20 protein-coding genes are annotated in these 16296 nt (G+C 45.5%); 12 read left to right on the top strand and 8 right to left on the bottom strand.

The genetic code is table 11. The features are described 5' to 3' along the window. From MiSe_RS28455 to MiSe_RS28430, 6 genes are all read left to right on the top strand, one after another. Positions 1-241 (top strand): hypothetical protein (locus MiSe_RS28455; RefSeq protein WP_226586817.1); only part of this gene is annotated, 241 nt, incomplete at its 5' end. 77 nt (positions 242-318) lie between these two features. Continuing rightward, entirely contained in the window at positions 319-2262 is a 1944-nt protein-coding gene (locus MiSe_RS28450; RefSeq protein ID WP_226586816.1) for a protein kinase domain-containing protein, read from the top strand. Positions 2263-2563: 301 nt separating this feature from the next. Then, positions 2564-3529 carry a serine/threonine protein kinase gene (locus tag MiSe_RS28445; RefSeq protein ID WP_307731556.1) on the top strand — a complete coding sequence of 322 codons (966 nt, stop codon included), beginning with the start codon at positions 2564-2566 and terminating at the stop codon, positions 3527-3529. Positions 3530-3689: 160 nt separating this feature from the next. Then, positions 3690-4361: a PEP-CTERM sorting domain-containing protein gene (locus MiSe_RS28440; protein WP_226586814.1), complete on the top strand. Its 672-nt coding sequence runs from the start codon at positions 3690-3692 to the stop codon at positions 4359-4361. Positions 4362-4383: 22 nt separating this feature from the next. After that, the gene (locus MiSe_RS28435) at positions 4384-4521 is read left to right on the top strand and encodes a WD40 repeat domain-containing protein (RefSeq protein WP_226586812.1); all 138 of its coding nucleotides are present in this window, start codon (positions 4384-4386) and stop codon (positions 4519-4521) included. 50 nt (positions 4522-4571) lie between these two features. Further along, positions 4572-4724, top strand: coding sequence for a hypothetical protein (locus tag MiSe_RS28430; protein WP_226586810.1), 153 nt, complete (start codon positions 4572-4574; stop codon positions 4722-4724). A 235-nt stretch (positions 4725-4959) separates the two neighbouring features. On the opposite strand, the gene MiSe_RS28425 is transcribed toward MiSe_RS28430, so the two are convergent. The 4 genes from MiSe_RS28425 to MiSe_RS28410 form a co-directional block, all read right to left on the bottom strand. Continuing rightward, positions 4960-5166 carry a hypothetical protein gene (locus tag MiSe_RS28425; protein ID WP_226586808.1) on the bottom strand — a complete coding sequence of 69 codons (207 nt, stop codon included), beginning with the start codon at positions 5164-5166 and terminating at the stop codon, positions 4960-4962. Then, the gene (locus MiSe_RS28420; protein ID WP_226586806.1) at positions 5163-5489 is read right to left on the bottom strand and encodes a hypothetical protein; all 327 of its coding nucleotides are present in this window, start codon (positions 5487-5489) and stop codon (positions 5163-5165) included. Before MiSe_RS28420 ends, MiSe_RS28425 begins: the two co-directional genes overlap by 4 nt. Before the next feature lie 236 nt (positions 5490-5725). Next, entirely contained in the window at positions 5726-6361 is a 636-nt protein-coding gene (locus MiSe_RS28415) for a Uma2 family endonuclease (protein ID WP_226586802.1), read from the bottom strand. A 188-nt stretch (positions 6362-6549) separates the two neighbouring features. Next, the gene (locus MiSe_RS28410; RefSeq protein ID WP_226586801.1) at positions 6550-6837 is read right to left on the bottom strand and encodes a hypothetical protein; all 288 of its coding nucleotides are present in this window, start codon (positions 6835-6837) and stop codon (positions 6550-6552) included. Between the two features lie 248 nt (positions 6838-7085). Between MiSe_RS28410 and MiSe_RS28405 the strand changes: the two genes are divergently transcribed. Beyond that, positions 7086-8279, top strand: coding sequence for an RNA-guided endonuclease InsQ/TnpB family protein (locus MiSe_RS28405; RefSeq protein ID WP_226586799.1), 1194 nt, complete (start codon positions 7086-7088; stop codon positions 8277-8279). Further along, positions 8276-8512, top strand: coding sequence for a helix-turn-helix domain-containing protein (locus tag MiSe_RS28400; protein WP_226586797.1), 237 nt, complete (start codon positions 8276-8278; stop codon positions 8510-8512). Before MiSe_RS28405 ends, MiSe_RS28400 begins: the two co-directional genes overlap by 4 nt. A gap of 147 nt (positions 8513-8659) precedes the next feature. On the opposite strand, the gene ftsH3 is transcribed toward MiSe_RS28400, so the two are convergent. The 4 genes from ftsH3 to MiSe_RS28380 form a co-directional block, all read right to left on the bottom strand. Beyond that, complete coding sequence (gene ftsH3 / locus MiSe_RS28395; protein ID WP_226586795.1) at positions 8660-10513, bottom strand: ATP-dependent zinc metalloprotease FtsH3; 1854 nt, start codon at positions 10511-10513, stop codon at positions 8660-8662. 489 nt (positions 10514-11002) lie between these two features. Continuing rightward, positions 11003-11842, bottom strand: a complete 840-nt coding sequence (locus MiSe_RS28390) for an aminotransferase class IV (RefSeq protein ID WP_226586826.1) — start codon at positions 11840-11842, stop codon at positions 11003-11005. Between the two features lie 16 nt (positions 11843-11858). Further along, complete coding sequence (locus tag MiSe_RS28385) at positions 11859-12116, bottom strand: ParE family toxin-like protein (protein ID WP_226586793.1); 258 nt, start codon at positions 12114-12116, stop codon at positions 11859-11861. Next, a complete protein-coding gene (locus tag MiSe_RS28380) occupies positions 12094-12315 on the bottom strand; it encodes a hypothetical protein (protein ID WP_226586791.1) in 222 nt (73 codons plus the stop codon). The genes MiSe_RS28385 and MiSe_RS28380 overlap by 23 nt, the downstream gene beginning before the upstream one ends. Positions 12316-12563: 248 nt before the next feature. Between MiSe_RS28380 and MiSe_RS28375 the strand changes: the two genes are divergently transcribed. From MiSe_RS28375 to MiSe_RS28360, 4 genes are all read left to right on the top strand, one after another. Further along, positions 12564-12785: a hypothetical protein gene (locus tag MiSe_RS28375; RefSeq protein WP_226586789.1), complete on the top strand. Its 222-nt coding sequence runs from the start codon at positions 12564-12566 to the stop codon at positions 12783-12785. Between the two features lie 77 nt (positions 12786-12862). Next, positions 12863-15079, top strand: coding sequence for a clostripain-related cysteine peptidase (locus MiSe_RS28370; RefSeq protein WP_226586788.1), 2217 nt, complete (start codon positions 12863-12865; stop codon positions 15077-15079). Between the two features lie 121 nt (positions 15080-15200). After that, positions 15201-15362 (top strand): helix-turn-helix transcriptional regulator, encoded by a 162-nt coding sequence (locus MiSe_RS28365; protein WP_307731554.1) that lies wholly within the window; start codon positions 15201-15203, stop codon positions 15360-15362. 99 nt (positions 15363-15461) lie between these two features. Then, on the top strand, positions 15462-15728 hold the full coding sequence (locus MiSe_RS28360; protein WP_226586786.1) for a hypothetical protein: 267 nt from the start codon (positions 15462-15464) through the stop codon (positions 15726-15728). Positions 15729-16296 lie beyond the last annotated feature (568 nt).

The raw sequence follows: 16296 nt of genomic DNA, 5'->3' as shown, positions 1-16296 counted from the left end.
ACCAACATATTTGTATTGCCGTGCCCCTACACCCAATCGGCATGATGATATTGTTGGGTTTTTACCAACATATTTGTATTGCCGTGCCCCTACACCCAATCGGCATGATGATATTGTTGGGTTTTTAGCAAAATATTTGTATTGCCGTGCCCCTACACCCAATCGGCATGATGATATTGTTGGGTTTTACCAACATATTTGTATTGCCGTGCCCCTACACCCATACCGAATAGCAAGATAGCTGGCAAGGTATTCTAGATGCAGTTATGTTGGTGCGATCGCATCCTATACTACTAATACAGTACCTTGCTGCTAGCCATGAGCCTTTGCATTAACCCCATTTGCCCTCAACCAGACAACCCTGCCGATGGTAACAGCCGCTTCTGCCAAGGTTGCGGTTCACCCCTAGAAATAGCGGGGCGATATCGGGTAACTCGTCTTTTGAACGATAAAACAGGCTTTGGCAAAGTTTATGAAGCTTACGAAGGCAACACCCCCAAAATTCTTAAAGTACTCAAAGAAGACCTCAACCGCAACGCCAAAGCCGTAGAATTATTCGAGCAAGAAGCAGCCGTATTAGGACAACTAAATAACTCCGGAATTCCCAAAGTTGATGGCTATTTCCCATATCAAACCCGAAATAGCATCCGGTTGCACTGCATCGGCATGGAAAAAATCGAGGGTGTCAACTTAGAACAATGGCTAGAACAGCGAGGAAATCAACCAATTAGCCAAGAACAAGCCCTCAATTGGTTAGAACAAATAGCTGCAATTTTACATCTAGTCCATACTAGGCAATATCTGCATCGCGATATTAAACCATCTAACATCATGCTGCGACGAGGATCCCCCCCTACCCCCCCTTCCCAAGGGGGGGAACGCACCCCCCCTTTGCCAGGGGGGGCAGGGGGGGATCGGCACACCCCCCCTTTGCCAGGGGGGGCAGGGGGGGATCGGCACACCCCCCCTTTGCCAGGGGGGGCAGGGGGGGATCTAGTATTAATCGACTTTGGCACTGCCAGAGAAATGACTTATACCTACCTGGCAAAAATCAGCGGCGGACAAAGAATAACGGCAATTGAATCATCAGGATACACCGCACCAGAACAAGCATTTGGTCAAGCAATACCGCAGTCAGATTTCTATTCTTTAGGACGCACGTTTGTCTTTTTACTCACAGGAAGACACCCTTTAGATATGTACGATAGCCGCAACGATGTATTAAATTGGCGCGGTTATGCCACCCACGTTTCGCCGTTACTGTTAGATTTAATCGATGGATTAATGGCAAAAGATATAAAACAGCGCCCCGCCAATACTCAGGATCTTTTGCAACGAATCGAAGAAATTAAACGCGAACTAACTGAAACTGTCAATGTAGGCGGGATTGGTAGAGATACAACATTTGTGCCAGCAGTACCGCGCCAGAATCGGACAAATACAACATTAATACCAACCTTAGTGCGCTGGGTTGGAGGTCTAGCATTACTGTCAGCATTACTGGGCTGGATTAAGACAAGAACAACAACGTTATTGCCCTCTACCCGGCGGCAAGAAAACGATAAATTACCCCTGCTTGCTTTAATTGGCGTGCTGCTAGTAGCCTTGGGATTAATAGGTTTAACTGGTTTAGCTTTGAGTGGGATAAACCGCCTTAATAATATAGTGACTCAAAGACCCGAAAGAAAAGGTAAAGTAGATTATTTTCCCTACATAAAAGGTGCAGATAGTCAAGGAAGAACGGCAGAATTTAGCGTTGCCGTTCTTTCGGTTGAATATAAATGGTCGTTTGGTAGCACTTATCAAATTCAACATAACGCTGAAGTAATCACCCTTGATACCTTAAGAACTAACCTGGAACAAGAAGGCATCCGCAGAATCATGGAAAATCCCACCGAAATTGTATCGGTGGGAACTGCTTCTTGTGAGGGAAATTTAACCGATGAAGAACGGCGGGCATTTGCGCGATCGCAGCAAATACAACTTGTGGTGAAAAAAATCTTTCGCAACGTCCGCAGCGTCCAAGGTTATCGCTTATTAAACTTAGGGCAATTTAGACGCAGTGGTTGTCAGGCGAATCAAGATTTAACCTCATACCAAAGAAGCGTGATCGTTATTGGAGTGAAAAACAAAACACCAGGGGTAAATGTGGATGAAGCATTGCGCGATAGGTTAGAAAAGAAACCCTTCGCCGACTTCAAATTAGAAGATTACTCCCTCGGTTCGCCAGATAAATTTAAGACAATTTCCAGTAATTTGTAGCAACTTCAGTAGGGTGCGTTAGACGAGAGTACGGCACCATCTTTAGACGAGAGATAGTTTTCGGTGCGTTATACTCTGAAACGCCCACACCCTCAAGGGTGGGGCTACACAAGCAAAGCCTGCCTTCGCAGGCTCAAATTCTTACAGGCTGCCTCCGCAGCCAAAGTTTGTATAGCCACACCCTTGAGGGTGTCGGATTTTGGCGAAGGTATTGTCCGAGAAACCGGGTTTCTGAAAAATACCATAGAGTAAAGAATAAACAATCTGCTCTTATACTGGATACAGCCATCCTGCCGCAGTTATGAGCCTTTGCATCAACCCGATTTGCCCAAAACCAGACAATCCGCACAACAGTAACAACCGCCACTGTCAAAGTTGCAATTCCGATTTACTCCTGCAAGGACGCTATCGAGTGATGCGACTCCTCAGCGATAACAGCGGTTTTGGCAAAATTTACATCGCCGAAGAACGGGGAACGCCCAAAATACTCAAAGTCCTCAAAGAACATCTCAACAACCAACCGAAAGCAGTCGAACTATTTCAGCAAGAAGCAAAAGTATTAGCGCAGTTTCAGCATCCCGGTATTCCCAAAGTCGATGGTTATTTCCCATATCAAACCAGAAACGAGTTGATTTTGCACTGCATTGTGATGGAAAAAATCGAGGGTTCAAATTTAAAAGAGTGGCTAACACAGCAGGGAAATCATCCCATTTCCGAACAGCAAGCAATCGCCTGGTTAAAGCAAATAGCAGAAATATTGCATTTAGTGCATGGGAAGCAGTATTTCCATCGGGATATTAAGCCGCCCAATATCATGCTAAGACCGAATGGGCAGTTGGTGTTGATTGATTTTGGCACCGCGAGGGAAGCTACCTATACTTATCTTGCCAAACTGGGTGCGGGATACCAAATTACGGCGGTAGTTTCTGCTGGGTACACGCCACCGGAACAAATGAATCATCAAGCTGTACCGCAATCAGATTTTTTTGCATTGGGACGGACGTTTGTGCATTTGCTGACGGGACAGCAACCTTTAAAATTTTACGATGCCCATAACGATGTGTTTCCCTGGCGACAGGCGGCGAATATTTCACCGAGTTTGGCTGATTTTATCGATAATTTGATGGCGCAAAAGCCTGGGGATAGACCCCTGAATACCCAGGTACTTTTGCAGAGGATAGACGAACTGGCGCAAAAGTTGGGAAAGCGGAAAACCAATTTACCTCTAGGCGTGGCGGCGGGGGTGTTGTTGGTTTTGGGTTTCTAAATTAGGTGGGAATTCTGTTAGTCAGAGGAAAGTAAGCTTATTTTAAAGTTTAGATGAAGTTTTGACATATACCTTGACAGATATATTTATTTATTCCAATGTTAACCTTGAGTCCGAATTACAGCTCATACCTTATTTTGACGAGGAAACTAAGATAATCATGCCTTCTACCTGGAAATCTCTCACCCTAGCCATGGGAACAGCCACTTTAGTTCTCGGTACCCTATCTTCGGCTCAAGCTTATACGCTTTACACCAATCGCGCTGCGTGGCAAGCGGCGGTTGAAGCGATTAGCGATAGTGTTACCACCGATACTTTTAGCACCGACATCCCGAAAGCTCAAACGATTACCCTCGATTCGGGGATCGTCTCGACGAATTCTTTCCCTCCTGACATTAGCGCGATCCGCTTCGACAATAATGCCGTTACAGGTGGTCAGTACCGGAATGCTACCGGAGGTGATACTGCCTCTGCAACCATAACTTGGACTTTCCCTGGCGCGGTGCGTGCCTTCGGTGCCGACTTTTTCAGTGTTAATGACCCCGGTTTAACACTCACGGGGAATTTTGACGGTACGGGCAATCAAACCTTTGGTGTTGGGACCGCGATCGGCGCTAACACTGGATTTTTCGGCGTTATCGGCAATATCGATTTCGGTTCGATCGTCTTTGGGAATGGTGGATCATCCGTGGATGCTTTCGATATCGATAACGCTTCCTTCGCCGTGACTCCGTCCCAGCCGCCGTCGTCGGTTCCCGAACCGAGTACGGTGATGGCACTCGCGGTTATGGCTGGTGGTTTATTCTTGAGTCGTCAAGGGAAATGCTGCTAAACATACGATCAAAATTTGGAATTTGGCGACAGGTAATTTAATCCGGTCTTTGTCGGGTCATTCCAGCTTGGTTTATTCTGTCGCCATCAATCCAGATAGGCAGACTTTGGTTAGCGGCAGTGTTGACGGAGTTATCGAAATTTGGCGGGTGTCGCGTTGAAGTTCGCCGCCAACTCGGTAAACTCATATCTTACATCAGGGTCATCAATTTTGTTTCTGGCAACAGTTTCTACCTTGAACTTAGATTTTGCATTTGTGGTCAAAGTCCGCCGGGGAATAAATTCCCCGTCTCATAGCGAAAGTCGGTTAAAACCGACTGGTAAACCTCAGAAACTCCGCTTCTTACCACCCAGTCCATTTTAATGGACTTTCGCTATTAGCCTGGGATTTTAATCTCCGGGCGGACTTTGAACGCAAAACCAATTACTCTCCCACGTATTCCAAAGTAAAAATTCCATTTTTTTCATCAATAACCAGCTTCATTAAACTCAACCATTGACGACCAAACATAATTTCCGGCAAGTCCTAACCGACGTGAACCGGGACAATAAATTCTCTGCTATCCACAATTACCCGACCTTCATAAATATCAAAATATTCAGTTCCTCTTGCTGGAGAGCATTTCAACTTCAGAAGTTAAAATAGGCCAACCTAAAGCTTCGATATCATCCGCATGAACTGCCAAGTAACCCGTCGTAAACCCTGTATCCAGTAACACATCAACAGCAAGTTTTTTTCCGTAAGCTGTGACTAATTCAATCTCAAAAATCAGTTTTCCCCGTTCCTCAAATCGACCCGAAATCATATTAAACCACAATAACCATCTTCATTCAGGCGAAAAGTGGTTAATCTGACTCTACCATTAAACGGATAATTAACTTTCACTTTGTGCATCAAACCATCAAACTTTTCATCGAGCAAATAGTTACCTGTTTCTGCATCAATGGCGATGAACCAATTGTAATGAGTTGACATTAATTGTGGGCGAATTTGCTCGAAAATTTGGCGACAGCGCTTACCTAATTTTTCCCTTTCAGCGATGCGTCTAGCGCGAGTTTCTGGACTACTCTGGTGTTCGGGAAAAATGCGACCTCGGCGAACTTGGCGTTTCTGGGTTGATTCTGTCATCGGAGGAAAGGGGTGCATGGATTTTGAGATATTTTTATTGTATACCTTAGAAATTTGGTTTCTGGCAAAATCATCGGTCGGGGCGGGTTTATTTAAGTTATCTGTTGGTGACAAATATTGTTGGTAAAACCCGCCCCTACAACCATTTAAACTCCGGTGGTATCGTCTACACTTGCCCGGATTTTTAATCCCAAGCAGGCTGGCAAATTTAATAATTAATCATCATGCGATCGCTCTCATTCCTCTTCCATTTCGTAGAAATATTCTGGATATTCTTGAGGTTCCCCATTGGCAAAATCAACCTTGTCATAAATGTCTTCTAGAGAGACTTCAACCTGAAAAGAACTGAAGGTTAGCGCCGCATCTTCTCGATCGTACACGCTATAAGACCAGCGCTTATTTTCTTGTTTAGTATACTGTTCGATAAACATCTGACTTTGGTCGAGCAAAATATACTCTTTAAAACTGGGTACTGTGCGATAAAATTGAAATTTATCACCTCGATCGTAACCCTTAGTCGATTTCGATAAAACTTCAATAATTACTTGAGCATTGGTAATAGTATCTTTACGGTTATTGTAATATTCCGGTTGACCTGCAATTACCATCACATCAGGATAAGTAAAGCGTTTGAATTTCGGTATCCACAAGCGCACATCACCAATGTATACTCGGTAATTCTGTTTTTTAAAAGCGATACTTAAGGCAACGCTTAAGTTGAGTGCAATTTGATTGTGATTTGTATTTCCACTCGTCATCGGTACGATCTCGCCATCGTGATATTCACTTTTGTATTCTGCGGTTTCTTCCAGTGCTAAATATTCCTCTGGGGTGTAGTAGCGCTTTTCTGTTGCTTGTAGAGTAGCTGTCATAGTTATTTTTCCCCAACTTAGCTCTTGCCTTGCTTCTAGTTTAACATGAGTAAATTTGGCGAATTATTCTTCCAGATAAAGGTGCGATCGCCAAACACATCCCAATCATAATCGCTCGTATTTTATCAAGCGATATGCCAAGGGCTAGCTTCGCGATCGCACCCCCTATTTCCGCACAAATCCAACAGTTATTCTCGCTCCGGTTTGTTGTCCAAATCGGGTAATTCAGTCAATACTTTATCCGAATATTTAGTCAAAATACTCATGACTTTACCAGGAATACGAGCGCGTTGCAGAGAACTCCATTCGTAAAGTTGAGCATAACCCATTGCAAACAGCTTGTGTCTCTCGCGAATTACCCTTTGGCGAGAACCAATCAGCAGCACTCTCAAAGGATCGCGGTCCTCGCCTGACCTTGGGCTAGGATTCGGCGTTGTAGGGCTTTCCTTCGGTTCGGATAGAAAGTCTTCAATCATAGGAAATCGGGTATTTCCGGAAAAAGTTACCTATTAGGTAAGATACTAAAACATCTTACCTAATGGGTAACATTTACCTAAGAAGAGCGGGACGCTGAAAGCCACGTCAATTTATTGCGCGATCGAGCAGCGGACACGAGCAACTTTAGTTGCAGTCACATATGACGTTTTGTTACAACTTGCTTTAGGGAAATACAAGCTCCCTAAGACAGGTTGTACAATAAACAAAGGTCGATGAGAATAACGCTATGATTGTCTACGAATTTAAAATCAAAGGAAAAGCTGAACAATACCGTTCAATCGACGAAGCGATCCGAACATTTCAATTCATTCGCAACAAAACCATTAGATTTTGGATGGACAATCGTGGCGTTAAATTGTCTGAATTTAGCAAACGTGCTATTTTAGCAAAAGAATTTGGGTTGGCAGATAAACTTAATTCCCAAGGGAGACAAGCAGCAACCGAGCGAGCATCGTTTTCGGTGCAGCGATTTTACGATAACTGTAAGTCTGGCAAGCAGGGAAATATTGGGTATCCCAAATTTCAAAAGCGCAACCGCTCCGTGGAATACAAAACCACCGGATGGAAGCTATCAGACGACCGCAAATATATCAACTTTACCGATAAATGGGGTATCGGTAGGTTAAAACTGATAGGGACGCGAGATCTCCACTATTACCAAATAGAACAAATTAAACGGGTAAGAATAGTACGGCGTAGCGATGGCTACTACGTTCAGTTTGTCATTCAAGCACAACGCAATATCGATGTTAAGCCTACTGGTAAAACCATCGGACTGGATGTGGGATTAGCTGCCTTTTATACCGATTCCGAAGGGAACAAGGTAGAGAATCTTCGCCACCTACGTAAATCCGAAAAGGCGTTAAAAAGGTTGCATCGTCGCGTTTCTAGGAAAAAGAAAGGCTCCAACAATCGCCTTCATGCAATTAAAAGATTGGGGCGCAAGCATCTAAAAGTTTCCCGCCAGCGTAAAGACTTTGCCGTCAAGACGGCATTGTGCGTGGTGAAATCGAATGATTTCGTGGCGTTTGAGAAACTGCAAGTCCGAAACATGGTGAAGAATCGCCATTTAGCCAAGTCTATTAGCGATGCTGCATGGTCGCAATTCACCGAATGGGTGGAATATTTGGGTAGGGTTTATGGGAAGGTGGTGATAGGAGTACCGCCTCAATATACCAGTCAAAATTGCTCCGGATGCGGTGAAATAGTGAAAAAGTCGCTGTCTGTTCGCACTCACATTTGTCAATGTGGATGCGTCTTAGACCGCGACCATAATGCAGCGATAAATATTTTGGATAAGGCGCTGAAACAGACTGGTTATCAGTTAACAAATACCGTGGGACACACGGGAATTAACGCTTGGGAAGAGAAGATCCTCTGTCCGGATTTGGCAACAAGCCTGGGCAAGATCGCTCTATGAACCAAGAATCTCCGCGTCAAGAGACCGGAGAGTGTCAAGGCATTAGTCAAAACAAGCTGGCGATCGCAATGGAAATTGCTCCAGCCAATGTTAGCCGTTGGGTCAATGAAGTGAGAGAGCCAACAGGAGATGTCATTTTTGAGATTAAAAGCGGTTTGGAAAAACTTGACCCAGAAGCGGCTGAAGAGTTCGTAATGCTCTACCTGTACAACTCAAACAAGGATAGCGAGTAAGCCCTCCCCTACCCTCTTCCTTCGCGCCCTACCCTACGGGAAGCCGCTATCGCGTCTATCGCGTCTTCGCGGTTCAAAAAAAATCAGGGAAACCCTGGATTACCCAGAATTTCCCCAAATCTTCCATCTAAAATCTGCAATCTGCAATTAAGCGATCGCAGCCATCTTCACATCGCTATTAGCCAACAACTCTTGCAACTCATCGGCATCAACAGTTTCCTTCTCAACCAACATATCCGCCAGTTGATCCAAAACGTGCTTATTACTCACCAACACATCTTTAGCGCGGGTGTAAGCTTGCGCCACCAGCTTGCGAACCTCATCATCGATCACCGCAGCAGTTGCTTCCGAGAAATCCCGTTCCGCCATGATATCGCGACCGAGGAACATGTTCCCATTCTGACGACCCAACGCCACTTGACCCAAGCGATCGCTCATCCCAAATCTTGTCACCATTTGACGCGCCACCCGCGCCACCTGTTGCAAGTCGTTCGACGCACCAGTAGTAACTTCTTCCTCACCAAAGATAATTTCTTCAGCAACGCGACCGCCTAAAGCGACAGCCATTTGATTTTGCAAGTAAGAACGGCTATACAAACCAGAATCTAACCGATCTTCACTCGGCGTGAACCAAGTTAAACCACCAGCCCGCCCGCGCGGAATAATGCTAATCTTCTGTACTGGGTCATAATCTGGCATCAGCGCACCCACAAGGGCGTGACCTGCTTCGTGATAGGCGACCAAAGTCTTGCGCTTTTCGCTCATTACCCGGTCTTTCTTCTCCGGACCCGCCAACACGCGGTCAATCGCGTCGTTGACTTCATCCATCGAAATTTCGGTCAAATTGCGACGCGCAGCCAAAATAGCCGCTTCGTTGAGCAAATTAGACAAATCCGCACCAGTAAAACCAGGAGTCCGACGGGCAATCTTTTCCAGATCCACATCCTTCGCCAAAGTCTTACCGCGGGCGTGGACTCGGAGAATTTCCAAGCGTCCGCCGTAATCGGGACGATCTACGACGACTTGACGGTCAAACCGACCCGGACGCATTAAAGCTGCATCTAACACATCTGGACGGTTGGTAGCGGCAATAATAATGATGCCAGTATTGCCTTCAAAACCGTCCATTTCGGTCAATAACTGGTTTAAGGTTTGTTCCCGTTCATCGTTACCGCCGCCTAGACCTGCACCCCGCTGACGACCAACGGCGTCAATTTCATCGATGAAGACGATGCAGGGTGCGTTGGCTTTAGCTTGTTCAAACAAGTCGCGCACGCGGGAAGCACCCACACCCACGAACATTTCGACAAACTCCGAACCGGAAATCGAGAAGAAAGGCACGCCAGCTTCCCCAGCGACGGCGCGAGCGAGCAAAGTTTTACCCGTCCCTGGAGGGCCAACTAGCAACACGCCTTTGGGAATTTTCGCACCAACGGCGGTAAAGCGGTCGGCGTTTTTGAGGAAGTCAACAACTTCGTTGAGTTCCAGCTTGGCTTGGTCAATACCGGCAACATCCCCAAAGGTTACTTGAGTTTGGGGTTCCATTTGCACTCTGGCTTTTGACTTGCCAAAGTTCATTGCTTGAGATCCTGGGCCATTTTGGGCGCGGCGCAGCAAGAAGAACAATCCTACCAAAAGCAGGATGGGGAAGAACAAGCTACTCAACGCTCTCAGCCAGAAGCCTTCGTCTTGGGGAGGCAATACTTCAATATTGACCTTGTTTGCTGTCAGTATATTAATCAGATCCGGGTCGTTGGGGAGGTTGACCCAGATCCAGGTCTTTGAGTCGTTTCGATCCCTAAACCGCGCCTTAGTCCGGTCAGCGGTGATGCTGACTTTATCAAATTCTCTGTTTTGTTGCTTTTGGACTTCCTGAATGAACTGACTGTAGCGCCAAGTCTTGCTAGTCGGGGCTTGCTTGTCAAAAAATGCGGTGGCTAATGCAACCACGACAAGGGCTAGCAATGCGTACAGCCCTGCATTTCTCCATTGTTTATTCACCTTAAGTCAATCCTCCTAGCTTTTATCATCTAAAGCCTCACTGGAACGTGGTTTCCACCATCTTTTAAGTGGTGGATGAAACGTGACACGGCATTAATCACAATGCCCTCCCCCTAAAAGGGTAGGACAAGTAGAGGAGTAGTACTTGCCCAGTTTCCCTGGATGCCGGGAACGCCTTGCTACTCCAGTAAAGTTAGCCTAGCCAAAGTTATCGGTCGGTACTATCCCAAAAGCACTGTCTTACCCCTCGTAAAACTGTTTAACTGTTGAGTTCTAGCAGCTCAGACTGGCTACGCATCTGTAGGTAGGAGGTTTAACGCTTACCGATAACGTAGTTTCCCCATTTCACCGGACTTAGGCTGGTCAGCTACCTAAAGATTTGAGGCTAAAAGGCCCCGTCTCTTTAGAGCCTGGTGCTGACCCAGGACTTTTTGTCACCACCTTGTGTTAATTTATCTTAACTTATCTCAGAATTCGCGACCTAGTGAGTTAAGGACGCAATTTTAGCAAAACTGGGTGATGGGTAATTGGTAATTGGTAATTGGTAATGGGGCTGCTCACCTGCTCACCTGCTCCTCTGCTCACCTGCTCCTCTGCTCCCCTGCTCCTCACAATGGTATGGATGGGGACGACTTCGACGACGCTGTTGGAATAGGCGATCGCTTCCAATCCCGCCACAAAATCAGCCGTCCATGGTTCTTCCCCTACTGTCTCATTTTGGCTGTGCAACCGATTAATTAACTGCTCCCTCATTAATCCTGGCAAAATTCCCGCATCGAGGGGCGGCGTCCACCACCTACCATCTTGCCATCCCCACAGGTTGCCGGTGCTGGTTTCTAACCAATTTCCCGATGCATCCACTAATATGGCTTCTTTTGCACCGTATTTTTGGGCTTGCTGCAATGCTAGCCAAGCCGATAGGTAATTACCTGTCTTGTGAGTGGGAAGCGATCGCCCCCATTCCCCCCTTTCCGCTACCCAAGCCGCTATACCATATTTTTGTCTTTCTGTCAAATCTGCGGGTAAGTTTCTCCCGGTAATCCATTCGCGCCCATCGGGAAATATGGTAATTCTGAGAACTGGAAAGTGTTGTTTTAATATTTCTGCACCTTGTCGCACAAGTTCCCAGTTTGGTATCTGCCAATTTAAGCTTTGGAGGGAAGAAGAGAGGCGACGCAGGTGTGCGAGCCAATTCGTTTGAGGATGATCCAAATTCCCATCATACACCCGGAGGGTGGTAAAAACCGTCGCGCCGTAAAGTAACCCCGGATCGTCTATTGCGAGTTCTAGGGTTTTACCTTCAATTAAGTTGCCATTGTGCCAAAAAATATGATTCATTCTCCTGTTAACTTAGAAGAGCATCATATTCATCATGAGTACCAATCCAAAACCAGTAATAATCGTCACCCTTTTTCAAAGCTAATGCTCGGTAGTCACCAGTTATACGAGCAGACCAAAGATTTTTACCTACCTTCTTAAAGTGTAGAGAGGGATGCGATTGGTTATGTTGCCATAGTTGGTAGGCTTTTTTAGCTTGCTCTTTTACATCTTGAGGTAATCCAGCATAAGCTTTCCAAAAGTCAGGTGTTGTCAAGGACTTCATTGAGATCCCTCACTTGAGCGGCGGCTATGTCTGCTTCTGCTTTGGCTATCAGGTTATCCAATTTACCCAATGCTAAATCCGCTTCAATTTGCCGCTCCCACATATCATTTAAATAGTCCTGAAGCCATGCCGCAAGTTGACGAACATCGCTTTCTGGTAACTGTTTGATAGCAGCTTCGATGTCTAGAAGAGTTGGCATAGGTAAGTCTGTATCTTGTGAATTACTTCCATGTTATCGTGCAACTACCCCGCGAGCGCTTGTTTTCGGTGCGAGCGCGAGCGCATCCTACCCACTAGGGGGTGGGTTGATCTCAATTGTCTCCTTCCTATTATTTATCGGTAAAACCCGCCCCTACTCGCGCGTGGTTCTTTCCATAACTTTTCGGTCTGCCTTTCTGTGTACTTTCTCCTACCCAAAGACTGTTTTTCATATAGCTGGTAATAAGATTGCTGATTTTACCAATATTTAACCAGTTTTTTATAGCGAGCGAGTTAGCGGGGGAAAAGTTGCCTTCTGTTGATACGATTTGGGATGCGCTCGCTTTGCGTGAGGGTGCTGTTTACAAATGCTATATGCCTACGGCACCCTACGCGATCGCGCCTTATTTATCCTCAGAAATACGCAGTTTAATTCAGATCGTTAAATACTTATTTTTTTTAGAAGTTTAAATATCAAGTAAAGTTTATTATTTGCTAATGACAAATCGATATAGGTGCTTTTATGGTGAAGTTAAAGCTTTTTGGACATGGCAATGTTTGACTCAATGATGCCCGATAAAAGTAACAGTTTGGATGCATCTATCAATCCGTCCTTCGCCTATGGCTTGAATTTAGAACCAACCAGCGATATCTACCACATCCCCCTGAAAAATAGGGCATTTATTCAAGCAGAAAATGCCAGTAAAAATTTAACATTCAGCGGTGATTTTAGCAGTTATAGCAATCTGTTGCCACCGAATTTATCGTTGGGATCTGCCAGCACTGTCAGTTTAAATTTAGGCAATAACAACAGCGGTGATGTAGCTGAAAAATCATCTGTAGATTCCCTAACGGGGCAGGTTTTATCGAATGAATTAGCTAACGCAATTGTAGAGTTAGCGCTGCAATCCGCTTACGGTTATCTCAAGGGATTGGCGAATGATGCAGATTTCAGCAACAAGATGAATCTGGCTTTTGGCAATAATTGGAACGGCGAGGTTGCTAGTAAGTTAGTTCAAGACTTTGGTGGGGGAAATTTAACGGCGCTGCCAGGAATTGAGATTCTGCCATCTGCGGCGATAAATGGAGCGAATGGCGCTTTTGCTAGTTTGACGAATACGGTTTATTTATCCCAGGAATTCATTGCCCAAAATGCAGGGAATCCACAAGCAATTACGAGGGTGATTCTGGAAGAAATTGGGCATTATATAGACTCAAAGGTGAATGTTTCTGATGCAGCGGGAGAGCAAGGAGAAATTTTTGCTGCAACGGTTCAAGGCAAGACATTAAGTGCAGGTGAACTGTTAGCGTTGAAAGCTGAGGATGATACGGCGACTATCACGTTAAATGAAAAAGCCATTCAGATAGAAATGGACAGCACTCTGGGTAGTGCCCGTAACATCGGTAACCTGAGCGGCACTCAAACTTTCAGCGACTTTGTTGGTACTGCCGATACCAACGACTTCTATCGCTTCACCCTGAATAACAACAGTAACTTCAGTCTCAATCTCAATAGTTTGAGTGGCAATGGCATTTTAGAGTTACTCGACATCAATGGCAACCTGATTCAAATTTCGATTAATCCCAAGACTTACTTTCCACAGGTATACTCGATGAGTGGGGTGAATACCAATGACCGTCTCAGGTTGACGGCTAACCCGGTGGCGGTGGCTCCGGCAAACTGGACTTTTATGGTTTACATGCCAGGCGACGACCTGGAGGAGTTTGCCATTGATGACTTCCTAGAAATGGCAAATGTTGGCTCCAGAAATAACGTCAATGTTGTGGTTCAACTCGATCGCACTGCTGGGTACGATAATCGTTTCGGTGACTGGACAGATACTCGTCGGGGAATTATCAATACAGGAAGTACGCCCGGTTTGAACTGGGGAACGAGCATTGGCGAAGCGAATATGGGCGATCCGAATACACTCAGCAACTTCGTCAATTGGGCTACGACCAACTATCAAGCTAATAACTACGGCTTGATATTATGGGGGCACGGAGATGGTCGCAGTATTGCTTATGACGACCTGACTCGTGACTCGATTACTGCTAGCGAACTTAGGGGCGTTCTATCTGGTTTTTCTCACAGAATCAACCTGGTTGGTGCAGATTCCTGTCTGATGGGAATGACTGAATTCGCTCATCAAATCAGAAATCAAACCTCTGTCTTTGTTGGTTCCCAGGAACTTGTACCCGGAACAGGTTTTAATTACACCACGATTTTGTCCGCTCTGACTGCTAATTCTACAATGACCGCAGCGCAGCTAGGTACTACGATTGTTAACCGCTACGGTCAGGATTATGCTGATACGGGATGGAACGGCTTTGAGGAAACCCTATCAGCGATCAATTTAGGAGGCATGAACAACTTATCCAACGCTTTGAGTCAATTTGCCACGACCTTCATGAATAGCTCCACATTAAACGATCGCAGTCGATTGGAGACGCATCGTGCTAATTCCAGTACTTTCGGTGATGGAGATTTTCCTGGCTACCGGGATTTAGGCACCCTGCTGTCAAGAGTTGCCAACGACATAGGCATAACAGCAAGCATCCGCACTGCGGCTCAAACGGCTCTCAACGCCTACAATAGTGCAATACTTGGCAATTACTCTTCAATTAATGGACGGGGTACTGGTTTATCAATTAACTTCCAGCAACGCGGTAATGCACCCACTGCTAATTACAATAACTGGAGTCCATCTTTTGCCGCCGATACAACTTGGGATGAGTTCCTTTCCTGGTGGGGAACAGCATAGGTGAGTAAGTTTTAGATCTGCTTACTTGAGGAGCGCGCTCGCACTTTCCTTTGTGATAGTGCGAGCGCTTGTTGTCTTAGTTGGGTATGCGATCGCTATTAATTTTGGCATCAGACAGTGAATGACTAATGTGGGGGAAAAGCTCAAACAACGACGGGAAGCGCTTTCTTTGACGCAGCAGCAAGTCGCCGATCAATTAGGTGTGACTGTAACTACTGTGAAAAATTGGGAAGCTGGCAGATATATTCCAAAGCTCTATCTAGAACGTTGTGTGACCTCCTGAAGCTTTCCTTAAACGATCTGGTAGATTAACTAACGCGCATTAGGCAATCGTGGTAGGCGATCGCAACTGGGACATGGGTGAAGAATGCGCTTTGCGGACATGAGGGCTGGAAAACAAAACTTACTCGACCTCATCAGTAGTTACACTATGCTTAACCGCAAGTTTCTCCACAAATTGATCTTTCCAGATAACTTCATACAGTTGCATTCAATACAGACAGGTATATTTGCCGTAATGTTAGCACAACGAGATAGAAAGCTTGACGACAAAGCGGAGCAAGCGATCGCACCCTTAGCAGGCGATCGCGATATGCCAAGGGCTAGCTTCGCGAACGCATCCTACCCACTACGGGGCGGGTTTATCTGAATTGTCTCCTTCCTATTATTTATCGGTAAAACCCGCCCCTACTCGCGCGTGGTTCTTTGCGTAACTTCTCGGTCTGCCTTTCTGCGTACTTTCCCGTACCCAAAGACTGTTTTTCATATAGCTGGTAATAAGATTACGGATTTTACCAATCTTTAACCAGTTTTTTATCCCGAGCGAGTTAGCGGGGGAAAAGTTGCCTTTTGCTAATATGCTTTGGTAGGAGATGGCTTTGCGTGATTGTGCTGGGTAAAAAGGCGATCGCGCTTTCTTTCTCCTCACAAATACCCATTTTAATTCCCTGTAGTAAATACTTACTTCACACCCAAATTAAAGAGTAAGTAAAATTTATTATTTCTTCGTTACAAATCCATATAAGTACTTTTACACTTAAAAAAGCCGTTAAGGAAAAGCCAATGTTAGATTCACTGCTGCCCGCACAAAGTAACAGTTTGGACGCATTCAAGTCTGGTTTTGCGAATTCAGGCTTTAATTTAGAACCAACCAGTGATATACTACCCCCCCGCACAATGCATTTAGTCAACCAGAAATTGAAATCAAAAATTTAACA

It is taken from the genome of Microseira wollei NIES-4236 (assembly GCF_020521235.1).
GTDB classification, from domain to species: Bacteria; Cyanobacteriota; Cyanobacteriia; order Cyanobacteriales; family Aerosakkonemataceae; genus Microseira; species Microseira wollei.
The sequence above is the reverse complement of the archived record's forward strand: the minus strand, read 5'-3'. Positions and strand labels throughout refer to the sequence as shown.